General features: G+C 64.0%; 12 protein-coding genes. 9 read left to right on the top strand and 3 right to left on the bottom strand.

All coding sequences use genetic code 11. The annotated features are described in order from the left end of the window. The first annotated feature begins 10 nt into the window (after positions 1-10). The 9 genes from NUH88_RS18485 to NUH88_RS18445 all read left to right on the top strand — a co-directional run bounded on the left by NUH88_RS18485 (position 11) and on the right by NUH88_RS18445 (position 10,883). On the top strand, positions 11-799 hold the full coding sequence (locus NUH88_RS18485) for an ABC transporter ATP-binding protein (protein ID WP_257767981.1): 789 nt from the start codon (positions 11-13) through the stop codon (positions 797-799). 13 nt (positions 800-812) lie between these two features. Continuing rightward, positions 813-2,216, top strand: a complete 1,404-nt coding sequence (gene radA / locus NUH88_RS18480) for a DNA repair protein RadA (RefSeq protein WP_257767979.1) — start codon at positions 813-815, stop codon at positions 2,214-2,216. 3 nt (positions 2,217-2,219) lie between these two features. Further along, on the top strand, positions 2,220-2,888 hold the full coding sequence (locus NUH88_RS18475; protein ID WP_257767977.1) for a CvpA family protein: 669 nt from the start codon (positions 2,220-2,222) through the stop codon (positions 2,886-2,888). Between the two features lie 49 nt (positions 2,889-2,937). Beyond that, positions 2,938-4,431: an amidophosphoribosyltransferase gene (purF, locus tag NUH88_RS18470; RefSeq protein WP_257767975.1), complete on the top strand. Its 1,494-nt coding sequence runs from the start codon at positions 2,938-2,940 to the stop codon at positions 4,429-4,431. A 26-nt stretch (positions 4,432-4,457) separates the two neighbouring features. Further along, complete coding sequence (locus NUH88_RS18465; RefSeq protein ID WP_257767973.1) at positions 4,458-5,162, top strand: SDR family NAD(P)-dependent oxidoreductase; 705 nt, start codon at positions 4,458-4,460, stop codon at positions 5,160-5,162. Beyond that, positions 5,155-6,105, top strand: a complete 951-nt coding sequence (locus NUH88_RS18460; protein WP_257767971.1) for a glycerophosphodiester phosphodiesterase — start codon at positions 5,155-5,157, stop codon at positions 6,103-6,105. The genes NUH88_RS18465 and NUH88_RS18460 overlap by 8 nt, the downstream gene beginning before the upstream one ends. Positions 6,106-6,178: 73 nt before the next feature. Continuing rightward, positions 6,179-7,168 (top strand): zinc transporter ZntB, encoded by a 990-nt coding sequence (locus tag NUH88_RS18455; RefSeq protein ID WP_257767969.1) that lies wholly within the window; start codon positions 6,179-6,181, stop codon positions 7,166-7,168. A gap of 26 nt (positions 7,169-7,194) precedes the next feature. Next, on the top strand, positions 7,195-9,687 hold the full coding sequence (locus NUH88_RS18450; protein ID WP_257767967.1) for a mechanosensitive ion channel family protein: 2,493 nt from the start codon (positions 7,195-7,197) through the stop codon (positions 9,685-9,687). 17 nt (positions 9,688-9,704) lie between these two features. Then, positions 9,705-10,883 carry a BaiN/RdsA family NAD(P)/FAD-dependent oxidoreductase gene (locus tag NUH88_RS18445; protein WP_257767965.1) on the top strand — a complete coding sequence of 393 codons (1,179 nt, stop codon included), beginning with the start codon at positions 9,705-9,707 and terminating at the stop codon, positions 10,881-10,883. Here NUH88_RS18445 and NUH88_RS18440 read toward each other — a convergent pair. From NUH88_RS18440 to NUH88_RS18430, 3 genes are all read right to left on the bottom strand, one after another. Then, on the bottom strand, positions 10,880-12,127 hold the full coding sequence (locus NUH88_RS18440) for an MFS transporter (protein WP_257767963.1): 1,248 nt from the start codon (positions 12,125-12,127) through the stop codon (positions 10,880-10,882). The genes NUH88_RS18445 and NUH88_RS18440 overlap by 4 nt on opposite strands. Before the next feature lie 80 nt (positions 12,128-12,207). Then, positions 12,208-12,525 carry a hypothetical protein gene (locus NUH88_RS18435; RefSeq protein WP_257767962.1) on the bottom strand — a complete coding sequence of 106 codons (318 nt, stop codon included), beginning with the start codon at positions 12,523-12,525 and terminating at the stop codon, positions 12,208-12,210. Positions 12,526-12,631: 106 nt separating this feature from the next. Next, positions 12,632-13,159 carry a PAS domain-containing protein gene (locus NUH88_RS18430; RefSeq protein WP_257767960.1) on the bottom strand — a complete coding sequence of 176 codons (528 nt, stop codon included), beginning with the start codon at positions 13,157-13,159 and terminating at the stop codon, positions 12,632-12,634. Positions 13,160-13,235: the final 76 nt, after the last annotated feature.

Raw genomic sequence — 13,235 nt, 5'->3', positions numbered from 1 at the left:
GGAACGCGCGATGGCCGAACCGACGGCGGCAATTCCCAAGATCCGGATCCAGGGCCTGACCAAGTCCTTTGGCGCCAAGCACGTGCTGCGCGGGCTCGACCTCGATATCGCGGAAGCGGAGTCGGTCGTGGTGATCGGTGGGTCCGGTACCGGCAAGTCGGTGCTGATCAAATGCATTACCGGACTGATGGACGCCGATGGCGGCACGGTCGAGATCGACGGCGCCGACGTGCTGAAGATGACACCGGCCGAGCAGCACGGAATGATGAACCGTTTCGGACTGCTTTTTCAGGCCGGCGCCCTGTTCGACTCCCTTTCGGTTCTGGAGAACGTCGCCTTCGGCCTGGTGGAGGCGCAGGGCGTCCCACGCGCGAAAGCGAACAAGATGGCACTCGATTTCATGGCGCAGGTCGGCCTGGAGCCGAGCGTGGGCGCGATGTACCCGGCGGAGATCTCCGTCGGCATGCGCAAGCGAGCCTCGCTGGCACGTACCATCGCGACCCATCCCGATGTGGTCTTCTTCGACGAACCGACCACCGGCCTCGATCCGATCATGGGCGACATCATCGACGAACTGATCGTCAAATGCGTGAAGGAGCTGAAAATCACGGCACTCACCATCACGCACGATATGGACAGCGCGCGCCGCGTCGGCGATCGGATCGCGATGCTCTACGATGGCAAGATCATCTGGCAGGGCCCGACATCCGAGATCGACAATTCCGGCAATCCCTATGTGCACCAGTTCATCAACGGGCTCGAGGAGGGCCCGATCGAACTGGTGACCCGCCGGGCCTAGGAGCGCCGGAACGATGGCGAAAAACCAGTCGCGCTACGTTTGCCAGGAATGCGGCGGCGTGCAACCAAAATGGGCCGGCAAGTGCGATGCCTGCGGCGCGTGGAACACGCTTGTCGAGGAAGTGGTCGAGAAGAGTGCCCCCAAGGGCCTTGGCGGCGGCAAGGGACGGCGGATCGAGTTCCATGATCTCGCCGGCAGTGCGGAGAAGAGTCCGCGCCGGGTGACCAAGATCGCCGAATTCGACCGGGTCGCCGGCGGCGGTCTCGTGCCGGGATCCGTCGTGCTGATCGGCGGCGACCCCGGGATCGGCAAATCGACGCTGCTGCTCCAGGTGACGGCAAAACTCTCCGAACTCTGCCGCTGCGCCTACGTTTCCGGCGAAGAGGCGCTGGACCAGGTCCGCATGCGCGCCCAGCGCCTCGGCGTTGCCAAGGCGCCGGTACAGCTCGCAGCCGCCACCAGCGTGCGCGATATCGTCACCACGCTGGATGGCGAGGACGCCCCGGACGTGCTGGTGATCGACTCGATCCAAACCATGTATGTCGACGCCATAGACAGCGCGCCGGGCACCGTCTCCCAGGTCCGCGCCTCGGCGCAAGAGCTGATTCGGGTCGCCAAGCGCCGCGGCATCGTCCTGCTGCTTGTCGGCCACGTGACCAAGGAAGGGACCATCGCCGGGCCCCGCGTGCTGGAACACATGGTCGACACGGTGCTCTATTTCGAGGGCGAGCGCGGCCACCAGTTCCGCATCCTGCGCGGGGTGAAGAACCGCTTCGGGCCGACCGACGAGATCGGCGTCTTCGAGATGACCGAGGGCGGTCTCGCCGAGGTCACCAATCCGTCCGCCCTCTTCCTTGGCGACCGTCAGGAGAGCGTTTCGGGCGCCTGCGTTTTCGCCGGCATGGAAGGTACCAGACCGCTTCTGGTCGAGATCCAGGCGCTGGTCGCACCCTCTCCCTATGGCACCCCTCGCCGCGCAGTGATCGGCTGGGATGCTGGCCGACTCGCGATGGTGACGGCGGTTCTGGAAGCACGCTGCGGCGTTGTGCTGGCGGGCAGCGACGTGTTCCTCAATGTCGCCGGCGGCCTCAAAGTCGGTGAACCCGCTGCAGACCTCGCGGTCGCCGCCGCCCTGCTCTCCTCGCTGACCGGCAAGCCAGTCCCCTCGGATTCCGTCGTCTTCGGCGAGATCGGCCTTTCGGCCGAGATCCGCGCCGTCGCCCATGCCGAAGCACGGCTGAAAGAAGCGGCAAAGCTCGGTTTCGGCCGCGCGATCCTGCCGGAACAGCGGCGGGGCAAGGGAGACAAGGGGGCGCGCAATGACGGCCTCTCTCTTGCCACGATCAAGCATCTACATGATCTGGTGGCGATGTTTCAGGATGAGACATCGGTCGGCCGCAAAGCCGGAGGCGCGTGAGCCATGGACAATCTGCCCGTGAACGTCACGGATCTCGCGATCATAGCCGTTGTCCTGATTTCGGGGATCCTCGCCTTCGCGAGAGGTTTTTTCCGCGAGGTGCTGTCGATCGGCTCCTGGGTCGCGGCCTTCTTCGCCGCGCTCTATCTTTATCCCGTCGTAACCCCGTATATCCGCGAGCTTCTGGGCTGGGGCGACATGGCGGACCTTGCCGCCGGAATCGCCGTTTTCGTCGTCTCCGTGATTGTAATGTCGCTGGTCACCCACTATGTTGCCGCCGCGTTACAGGGCAGCAGCCTGAGTGCGATCGACCGTTCCCTCGGTTTCCTTTTCGGGATCGCCCGGGGCGCGGTTCTGGTCTGCCTGCTCTATCTCGGACTGAACTGGCTGATCGAGGATGATGGCTATCCGAAATGGGTAACCGAAGCGCGGACATTGCCCCTCGTCGAACAGGGGGCGGAAACGCTGGTCGGCCTGGTGCCGCCGCATCTGCGCCCGCGGATTCGCGACGCCGCCGGAACGGCCGAGACGAAAGCCCGCGAGCAAACCCAGAAACTGCTCTACGAACGCCTGATGAGCCCGCCGGCGAAATCCGATGCGCCGCAGAGCGGCGACGGCTATACTGCCGATCAGCGTCGGGATCTGGAGCGGATCATCGAGAACACGCAATAGCGTGGTCAGAATTTTCGCCAAGAACATCGACTGACGGGAGGGTGTCATTGTGACGGAAAAGGACGAACCGTTGGACCATTCCCCGCAGCACGACAGCCAGCACGACGACGACCATCTGCATGAAGAATGCGGTGTCTTCGGCATCTTCGGTGCCCCGGAAGCCGCCCCGCTCACGGCTCTGGGCCTTCATGCCCTGCAACATCGCGGACAGGAATCCTGCGGCATCGTCTCCTGGGACGGCGCGCAGTTCCACGCCCACCGCGCGCTCGGCCATGTCGGCGAGAATTTCGGCGACGATTCGGCGAAGATCGTCGGACAGCTCAAGGGCCACGCTGCAATCGGCCATAACCGCTACGCGACGACGGGGGCGACCAATCTCCGGAACGTGCAGCCGCTCTTTGCCGATTTCGAGTTCGGCGGCATGGCGCTGTGCCACAACGGCAACCTGACCAACGCGATCGACCTGCGTGACAGCCTTGTCAGGCAGGGCTGCCTCTTCCAGTCGACCTCCGATACCGAGACCATCATCCATCTGGTTGCCCGCAGCCCGCAGCAGACGGTGCTCGACCGGGTGATCGACGCGATGCAGAAGATCGTCGGCGCCTATTCGCTCGTCTGCCTGACGCGCGATGCCCTGATCGGGATTCGCGATCCTCACGGCGTCCGGCCGCTGGTCCTCGGCAAGGTCGGCGATGCACATATCCTGACCTCGGAGAGCTGCGCGCTCGACATCATCGGCGCGGATTTCGTGCGCGATATCGAGCCGGGCGAAGTCGTGATGATCACCAGCGACGGCGTCCAGTCACTCAAACCGTTCGCCGCGAAGCCGAGCCGCTTCTGCATTTTCGAATATATCTACTTCGCCCGTCCCGACAGCGTGATGGAAGGCAAGAGCGTCTACAACGCGCGCAAGGAAATCGGCGCCGTTCTGGCGAAGGAAAGCCATGTCGAAGCCGATGTGGTCGTGCCGGTGCCGGACAGCGGCGTCCCGGCGGCGATCGGCTATGCCGCGGCAGCCGGTGTACCCTTCGATCTCGGCATCATCCGCAATCACTATGTCGGACGCACCTTCATCGAGCCGACGGACCATGTCCGCCATCTCGGGGTGAAGCTGAAGCACAACGCGAACACCGCGCAGCTTAAAGGCAAGCGCGTGGTGCTGGTCGACGATTCCATCGTCCGCGGCACGACCTCGACAAAGATCGTCGAGATGGTCCGGCAGGCCGGCGCCAAGGAGGTCCATATGCGGATCGCCAGCCCGCCGACGACGCATTCCTGCTTCTACGGCGTCGACACGCCACAACGCGAGAAGCTGCTCGCCGCCCGCATGTCGGTCGAAGAGATGGCGGAGCTGATCGGCGTCGACAGTCTCGCCTTCATTTCCCACGACGGACTCTATAAAGCCGTCGGCGAGGCGGCACGGGACAACGACAAGCCACAATATTGCGACGCCTGCTTCACGGGCGACTATCCGATCTCGCTGATCGACCAGAATGACGGCTCGAATGTCCGCCAGCTGTCGCTTCTGGCCGAAGCCTCCTGATCAGACTTTAGCGAACTGAGAGTTCCATGACCGGCATTCTTGAGGGCCGCATCGCGGTCATTACCGGCGCTTCCCGTGGCATCGGCGCGGCCGTCGCGAAGGCTTTTGCCCGCGAAGGCGCGCATGTGGTTCTGATCGCGCGGACGGTCGGCGCCCTGGAGGAGCTGGACGACGAGATCCGGGCCGCCGGCGGCAGCGCCAGTCTGGTGCCGATGGATCTGAAGGATTTCGACGCCATCGACCGGCTGGGCGCCGCGCTGTACGAGCGCTACGGCAAGATCGACATCCTGGTCGCCAACGGCGGCATGCTCGGTAACCTGACGCCGATGCACCACTACGACCCGAAGCTCTGGGAAGACGTTATCGCCGTCAACCTGACCGCCAACCAGCGCCTGGTGCGCAGCCTGGATCCTTTGCTTCGCCAATCCGATGCCGGACGGGCGATCTTCGTCACCTCCGGCGCAGCGCATGGCGAGCGGCCTTTCTGGGGCGCCTATGCGGTCAGCAAGGCCGCGCTCGAGGCGATGGTGCGCAGCTACGCGGCGGAAAACGCCCGCGGGACAATCCGAGCCAACCTCCTCAATCCCGGTCCCACCCGCACGAAGATGCGCGCGACCGCCTATCCGGGCGAGGACCAGGCCACCGTAAAACCGCCTGAAGACCTCGTTCCGCTCTTCCTGGAACTCGCGGCGCCGGACTGCCGGCGCAACGGAGATCTCGTCGATGCGTGAGATGCGGCGTGCAGCCGTTCTTGCGCTGGCCATATTCGCCTGTACCACAAGCCCGCACGCGGAGGCGGTCGAGATCCAGGGCCACCGCGGCGCCCGCGGCCTGCTGCCGGAGAACACCCTGCCGGCCTTCTCCAGGGCCCTTGAGCTCGGCGTCGATGTGCTGGAGCTGGATACGGTGGTCAGCGCCGACGGTGTCGCGTTCATCCATCACGACCGCGCACTCTCTCCGGATCTCGCACGCAGCAACGGCGCCTGGATTTCCGAAAAGGTCGTGCTGCACGGCCTCACCGCCGATGAGATCGCCAACTACGATGTCGGCCGCATCCGTCCAGGCAGCCGCTATGCCAAACGATTTCCGGATCAGAATCCGGTCGACGGCACGCGGATTCCGCAATTGGCGGAGCTTTTCCGGCTGGTGTCCGACCGCGGCGACTTCGATGTACGTTTCAATATCGAGACCAAGCGCTCCCCGCTGCATCCGGGCGACACTCCCGATCCTGAAGGTTTCGCCCGGACCGTGATCGACACCGCGAAAGACGCGGGCATGGCGCACCGGATCGCGCTGCAGAGCTTCGACTGGTCGACCCTGATCGCCGCCAAACGGATCGATCCGGCGGTTCCGACCGTCTGCCTCACCGCCGAGGCCCGCTGGCTCGACAATCTCGAGGCCGGCCGAGACGGCGCCTCGCCCTGGCTCGGCGGGCTCGATATCGACGATCATGGCGGCTCGGTGCAGAAGACCGTCAAGGCGGCAGGTTGCGCCATCTGGTCGCCCTACTATCGGAACGTCACAAGGGAAGCCGTCGCCGCGGCCCATGCCGAGGGTCTCGAAGTCGTCGTCTGGACGGTCAACAAGCCCGAGGACATGAAGCGGATGGCCGATTTCGGCGTCGACGGCATCATCACCGATTATCCGGACCGGGCCGCCGCGCTTCGGCGATAACGCCCCGGCTTTGCCCGATTTTGCCGCTAATCTATACTGTTCACGGGACATTCCTGAGCGGGGTTGAAACAGCATGAATACGGTGGATGGCGAAGACGGTCTGATCGCCGGCATCGGGCTGCCCGACGAGGGTGCGCCGAGCGAGCTCGACTGGGACAGCCTCGCCACCGGCCGACCCGGCGGTTTTCGCCTTTGCTGGCTACATCTCGACCAGAAGGAAGAGCGTGCGCGCGACTGGATACGGAGTCAGGCAGGCATCCCGGATGTCGCCGCCGACGCGCTTGTGGCCGAAGAGACCCGACCGCGGGTCCAGCGCTTCGACAACGGGCTCCTGATCGTCCTGCGCGGCGTCAATCTCAATCCGGGCGCGAACCCGGAGGACATGGTCAGTCTTCGGATCTGGGTCGAGCGCGGCCTGATGATCTCCGTCCGGCTGCGCCGGCTGCTCGCCGTCCAGGACACGCTCGCGGCGCTGCGGGAGGGCGATGCCCCGGCGGACTCGGACGAACTGCTGGCGAAACTCGCCGACCGGCTGTTCCGGCGCATGGAGCCGGTGATAGACGACCTCGAAGAGCGGATCGATCTGGTCGACGAGGAACAGACCGCGGGCAGTCTGCGCCAGCCGACAAATGAACTGCAGCAGCTCCGCCTGCGCACCATCATCCTGCGCCGCTATATTCTGCCCCAGCGCGATGCGCTGCATCAGCTCACCAACGATCCGCCCGCCTGGTTCACGCGACGCACCGTCAGCGGCCTAAGGGAGGCCGCCGACCGGGTGATCCGTTACGTCGAAAGCCTCGATGAAATCCGCGAGCGCGCGATGGTCATTCAGGACACGATCCAGAACCGCAACAGTGAGGAGCTGAACCGGCGGCTTTATCTGCTATCGATCATCTCCGCGATCTGCCTGCCGCTCGGATTGCTCACCGGCCTGCTCGGGATCAATGTCGCGGGAATGCCCGGATCGGACACGGCCTGGGCTTTCTGGGCGGTATCCGGCCTCATGATCGTCATCGTCGCCCTGGAAATCTGGGCCCTCAAGTCGCTGAAATGGTTCAGGTAACCGGGAAAACCCGGCGCAGGGAAAGCATGTTCGGAAAATCCAAAATCATCGCCGCAGCGCTGGCGCTCGCCTTACTCTCTTACGCCGCTTTTGTCCCGGGATCGCCGGCACAGGCGCAAGCCTCCGCACAACTGGCGGAGCAAACCACCCAATCCGCCAAACCTGCCGATATCAAGCCCGCACAGATCGAAACCCTGCTCTCCACTCTCAAGGACGAGAACGAGCGGAACGCCCTGATCTCCAAGCTGGAAACTCTGCTTGCGGTTGCCGACAAGGAATCCGAAGTCGAGGAAGCGGAAGCCGGGATCGCCACCGCGATGTCCGATATCGTAACCGGAATCAGCGACTTCCTCCAAGAGGCCGTCACCCGGCTCTCGGAGACCGCGATCGCGCTCACCGACGTGAAGAGCCTGGTTCCCCTGTTCAACGACCTGATGGCGGATCCGGGTGATCTCTTCGTCCTCGCGGAATGGATCGGTATCATTGCCGCCATCGTCATCGGCGGCCTCGTCGCGGTCCATATCGTCAGCCGCCTTATCCGGCGCCCGGTCGACCGCCTAGAGACCTGGGCCGCCGAAGGCTCGCTGCTGCACAGCCTCGCGGTTTTCATTCCGGTCCTGCTCCTGAGGGCGCTTCGGGCCGTCGTGTTCTTCGCCGTCACGCAAGGCATCCTGACGACCATCGACGCAACAAATGTCCAGCTCGCGGGGCGCGCCTTCGTCTTTGCCGTCACCTTTCATCTCGTCAGCCTCGCCATCGTCCACACGCTCCTGAAGCCAACCGGCCCGCTCAGCCGCTCGCTGCAAGTTCCGCCTGCGACGGGCGCCTATCTCAGCGTCTGGGCCAACAGGGTGATCGCCACCGGGATCTACGGTGTGCTGGGGCTGGACAGTGCCTATATCCTCGGCCTGCCCTACGCGACCTATCTCTTCCTCGAGAAGGTCGTCTATGGCGTGCTGTGGGCGCTTACGATCGCATTCGTCCTGCAGAACCGGAGTTCGTTCGGCCAAACCATCGCGCAGCGACGGGACGGCTCCTCGCGGAATCCTTTCTGGTCCCTGCTTGCCGCGGTCTGGCACCTGATCGCGATTGCCTATGTGACCGCCGGACTCGTCATCTTGATGTCGATGGGCGATGCAGGCTTCCTGCGCCTCGGCGAGATTGCGGCCTTCATGATCGGGATCATGATCGTCTGGCGCCTCGGCTGGCTTGCGGTCGATACAGCGGGCCGCCACCTGTTCTCGGTCTCGCACGAGCTGACCGACCGATTTCCCTCACTGGAAAAGCGCGCCAACCGTTACGTGCCGCATGTTCTCGGCGGCGCCAGGGTTTTCATCTCCATCGCGGCTCTCGGTGCGCTGCTCGAAGTCTGGGGCCTGCAGCTCTCGACGTTTCTTGCGTCCGAGAATGGCCAGATCCTGATCCGCGCCCTTGCCACGATCGTTCTCGTCGGCGGTGGCGCCGTCATCATTTCCGAGGTGGTCAGCCTGTTCGTCGAGAGGCGGCTGAAAGTCCTGGAAGAGACAGGCACCTTAAGCGGCCGGGAACGAACGCTGCTTCCGCTGCTCCGGCGGGCTGTGGTGATCGTCATCGGCGTTCTGGCGATCTTCGTAATCCTGTCGGAGATCGGAGTCGACATTACGCCGCTACTCGCCGGCGCCGGCGTCGTCGGTCTCGCCATCGGCTTCGGCTCACAATCGCTCGTCAAGGACGTGATCTCCGGCATCTTCCTGCTGATCGAGGACACGCTGAATGTCGGCGACTATGTCGATGTCGGCGGCAAGACGGGAACCGTCGAGGCGCTCAGCATACGCACCCTGCGCCTGCGCGACGTCGCGGGCGATCTGCACACGATCCCCTTCGGCAGCGTGGACGTCATCACCAACATGACCAAGGAGTTCGCCTACGCTCTGGTCGATGTCGGCATCGCTTATCGCGAGGATGCGGATGCCGTGATGAAGCTGCTGAGCGAGATCGGCAACGAGATGGTCGAGGACGAGAAGGTCAAGGAATCGATCACTGGACCGTTCGAGGTCTTCGGAGTCCAGGACCTGGCAGATTCGAGCGTGAATATCCGCACCCGGGTGAAAACCAGGGCCGGCACCCAATGGTCCGTCCGCCGCGAGTTCCTGCGCCGTGTCAAACGGCGCTTCGACGCGGAAGGGATCGAGATTCCGTTCCCGCATCAGACGCTCTATTTCGGCGAGGACAAGGACGGCTCCGCGCCGCCCGCCTATGTCAAGGTATCCCAGGCCCGGGCACGCAAGCAGGGCAAGGACGGGGCGGAGACCGGTGCCGAGGCGGAAGATTATTTCCAGACCGCGAACCCGGAGATGGCCGACGCGGAAGCCGCCCGAAACGCCGAGAAAGATGCCCAGGATGCCGAGCGCCGCCGCCGTGAGGAAGAGCAGGCCAAGGCCGCAGAGGAAGCCCGGGAGACGGAAGAGGAACTCGCCCACGATGATCCTGTCGAAATGATCGAAGATGGGAAAGACCCCGACAAGAAGACACGCTCCTAGGACACGGCAGACCAGAGATGCGCAAGGTCGATTGCCTGATTGTCGGCGCGGGAGCGGCGGGCATGATGTGCGCCGCCGAGGCCGGCCGGCGCGGACGCTCGGTGCTGCTTGTCGATCACGCGAAGGCCCCCGGTGAGAAAATCAGGATCTCGGGTGGCGGGCGCTGCAACTTCACCAACCTGCGCACCGCGCCGGAGAACTTTCTCTCCGCCAATCCGCGCTTCTGCATTTCCGCGCTTCGGCGCTACACGCAGCGGGACTTCATCTCCCTCGTCGAACGGCACGGCATCGCCTACCACGAGAAAACACTCGGGCAGCTGTTCTGCGACGACTCCTCGAAGCAGATCGTCGAGATGCTGACGACGGAACTGCGGCAAGCGGAGGTGCGGCTCGAACTTTCAACGTCGGTTGCGAGCATCGCACGGCTCGGGAGCGGTTATCGCGTCGAACTGTCCTCCGGCAGCGTCGAGGCGGCCTCGCTGGTGATCGCGACCGGCGGCAAGTCGATCCCGAAGATGGGCGCGACCGGCTTCGCCTACGGTGTCGCGGAACAGTTCGGCATCAAGGTGATGCCGACGCGTCCCGGCCTCGTCCCCCTCACCTTCGATCCGGACACGCTGGAGCGCCTGAAACCGCTCTCGGGCATCTCCGTCGAGGCCGAGGTCGCGTGCGGCAAGACCCGTTTCGCCGAAGGCCTGCTCTTCACCCACCGCGGCCTCAGCGGCCCCTCGATCCTGCAAATCTCGTCCTACTGGCGCGAAGGCGAAGAGATCAGGATAGATCTCGCCCCCGGCACCGATGCCTCGGAAGTCGTGCTGAAGGCGAAGGCGGACAATCCGAAGCAGGCCGTGCAGACCGCCCTCGCCAGCGTGCTGCCGAAACGCCTGGCCGTCGCGATCGCGGAGGAAGCCGGGACCGTCCGGCCGCTCGGCGATACCGGCGACAAGGCGCTTCGGGCACTCGGGGAACGGGTCAATCGCTGGCGGGTAAAACCCTCCGGATCGGAAGGCTACCGTACCGCCGAAGTCACCCTCGGCGGCATCGACACCGCCTCGCTCGACCAGAAGACGATGGAAGCGAAAGCGATCCCCGGCCTTTATTTCATCGGCGAGGCGGTGGACGTCACCGGCTGGCTCGGCGGCTACAATTTCCAGTGGGCCTGGTCCAGCGGCTGGAGCGCCGGACAGGCCGTCTAGGACGTCGCGGGAACGGCGGCCCGGCGAATGCCGAAGACGAGCCCGCTCAGCAGCAGCGCGCAGATCCCCGTCAAGACCCAGAGGCTGACCGTGAAGCCGCCCGTCACGTCGTGGATCACCCCGATCGCGACCGGGCCCGAGACCCCGCCGATCTCGGCGGCGGAAAAGAACAGCCCGCCCGCCGATCCCGCGTTCTTGGAGCCGACGCCGCGCGCCTCGACGAGGAACAGCAGCGCGATGGTCATCATCGAACCGCGCGCGAGGCCCTGGCAGACCAGGGCGACGAACAGGCCCGGTCCCGCACCGAGTTGCAGCAGCAGGGTGCAGGCTCCCGCCAGTACGAACAGGCCGCCGAGGATCGCGGCGCGGCGCTCCGGGGTCGCGAGGCGCGGAATGGTGAGCGAGCCGAACACCCCGACCACGGTCGGCAGCGCCGCCCAGTAGCCGGCCTCGACGGCGCTCATGCCGGTCGATTTCAGGATTTCCGGCAGCCAATTGTTGGTACCGTGATTGAAGAAGAATATCCCGACGCTCATCGCGAGGATGATCCGTACCACCGGGTTGGCCATCAGATCCCTGAAGATTTCGATCTGGGAGCGGCGCGGCGCCGCCTTCTCCGCCGCCTCGCGGGCGCGGGCCTCGGCATGCTGGGCGATCAGCAGCCAGATCAGACCGGCCGCGCCCGTAATCAGGGCGTAATCCGTCACAACCATGCGCCAGTCGCCGCCATGGAACGGCAGCACCACCGCGTTGGTCAGGCTGAGCGAGAGGATGCCGCCCATGGCCGGGCCGGTGATGTAGATCCCCATGGCGAAGCCGCGTTCCTTGCCTTCGAACCACTCGGCGATAATCTTCGGCGCCCCAATGGAGATCAGCGGACCGCCGAAGCCGAAAATGCCGACAGCAAGGAAAAGGGTCAGATGATCGATGGCGACGGCGCGGGCGAGGCCCGAGACCGCCATGACCGTTGCCGCCAGAAGCAGCGCTTTCCGCGCGCCGAACCGGTCGAGCAGGATGCCGCAGGGTACCGCTGCGCCGATATAGACAAACGGCCAGGCCCCGAGCACGGAGCCCATCGCGCCGTGGCTGAGACCGAGATCGCGGGTGATCGGTCCGACCATGGGGGCGAGCGCGCTGATCGTCAGACCGAAGGCGAAATAGATCAGCCAGACACCGAACAGCATGGCCCAGCGGTAGGGATGCGGCGGTGCGGCCGCTTCGATGGTTTCAGATGTCTGGGACACTGGGCCGGCTCGGATGAGTGCGGGAAACAACCCACAAAGATTACGGCGAGTTTTCGAACCCGCACAAGAGGCGGCTCACGTCAGCTCTTGGCGAGGATCTTCTTCATGCCCTGCGCCGCGAGACGGAGGTTACGGGCCATCTGCTCCATCTCCTTGCGCTGGCGATAGGTCAAATCGTCGAAGCGCAGCGCGAACTCGATCCCCTCCGCCCGGTCCTCAAGCCGCTTGAGGCGGACATCGTCCTGCACGACATCGCGCTTGCGACGCGCATCCAGGACAGGCGTCTCGACCTTCCAGCGGCGGTAATACCGCTTCTTCTGGCTCTCCAGCAGCGTGTCGTAAAGGGTGGCGATATCGTCAACCGAGAGCTGGTGACGGGTGATGCGGCGTCGGCTCATGGGGTGACTATGTCGCCGAAATCACGACGAGGACAAGTGCACAGCCCGCTCATCTGCGATCGTATGATCGGATAAGGAACCCGGCCGAGCACCCGCAAAGTTCCGATCATCCATGGACAACGTATCGCTGGGTTTCGCCGAATCCTTCGAAATCAGAGAGGTTGAGCTTTAATCTATCGTCGCTCGAAACAAATTCGAACATTTGCACTGAAAGCACGTGGTGAACTGTGCTCCCATCGTTCGAGAATGGCATCATCAACCGTTGCGTGGAGCGCGAGACATACTCTTTCCAATGAATTGTGCTCTCAGTAAAAAGAGGCGCCTTTTCGTCCAACAGCCGCTCATAGATACCCACGATGTAATCTCGATAGCCGCCACGCTCGGGCAACTCATGGAGATACGAGCCGGTCATATCCCAGCCAGCCGCTTCGACATGGGCTGTTCCATGTATTCGGTAGAGAAACCGATTGCCGTCCTGAACTTCGACCAAGAGGAGATGCGGCAGTATTTTGGGGGGGATATCCGTCGGGTCAAAGTCCCTCCGCGACGGCATGATTCTATCCCGGCGCAACGAGCGCCAGTAGCCCAGGACCCAGTCCAGATCGTCGATTCCAGTCGCTTGCTTCCGCTGCATCGCGCAAGATCCAGTCAAAATCGAACATCGGTTTCTATCACATAAATATTAATGAAACATTCTTACCTGAGTCCTG

This window comes from Nisaea acidiphila, from assembly GCF_024662015.1.
GTDB lineage: Bacteria > Pseudomonadota > Alphaproteobacteria > Thalassobaculales > Thalassobaculaceae > Nisaea > Nisaea acidiphila.
This window is presented reverse-complemented; position numbering and strand designations above follow the sequence as displayed.

Coding starts and splice junctions, on each gene's coding strand:
- NUH88_RS18485 (WP_257767981.1), top strand. CDS start 11: ATGGCCGAACCGACGGCGGCAATTCCCAAGATCCGGATCCAGGGCCTG.
- radA (WP_257767979.1), top strand. CDS start 813: ATGGCGAAAAACCAGTCGCGCTACGTTTGCCAGGAATGCGGCGGCGTG.
- NUH88_RS18475 (WP_257767977.1), top strand. CDS start 2,220: ATGGACAATCTGCCCGTGAACGTCACGGATCTCGCGATCATAGCCGTT.
- NUH88_RS18465 (WP_257767973.1), top strand. CDS start 4,458: ATGACCGGCATTCTTGAGGGCCGCATCGCGGTCATTACCGGCGCTTCC.
- NUH88_RS18460 (WP_257767971.1), top strand. CDS start 5,155: ATGCGTGAGATGCGGCGTGCAGCCGTTCTTGCGCTGGCCATATTCGCC.
- NUH88_RS18455 (WP_257767969.1), top strand. CDS start 6,179: ATGAATACGGTGGATGGCGAAGACGGTCTGATCGCCGGCATCGGGCTG.
- NUH88_RS18450 (WP_257767967.1), top strand. CDS start 7,195: ATGTTCGGAAAATCCAAAATCATCGCCGCAGCGCTGGCGCTCGCCTTA.
- NUH88_RS18445 (WP_257767965.1), top strand. CDS start 9,705: ATGCGCAAGGTCGATTGCCTGATTGTCGGCGCGGGAGCGGCGGGCATG.
- NUH88_RS18435 (WP_257767962.1), bottom strand. CDS start 12,525: ATGAGCCGACGCCGCATCACCCGTCACCAGCTCTCGGTTGACGATATC.
- NUH88_RS18430 (WP_257767960.1), bottom strand. CDS start 13,159: ATGCAGCGGAAGCAAGCGACTGGAATCGACGATCTGGACTGGGTCCTG.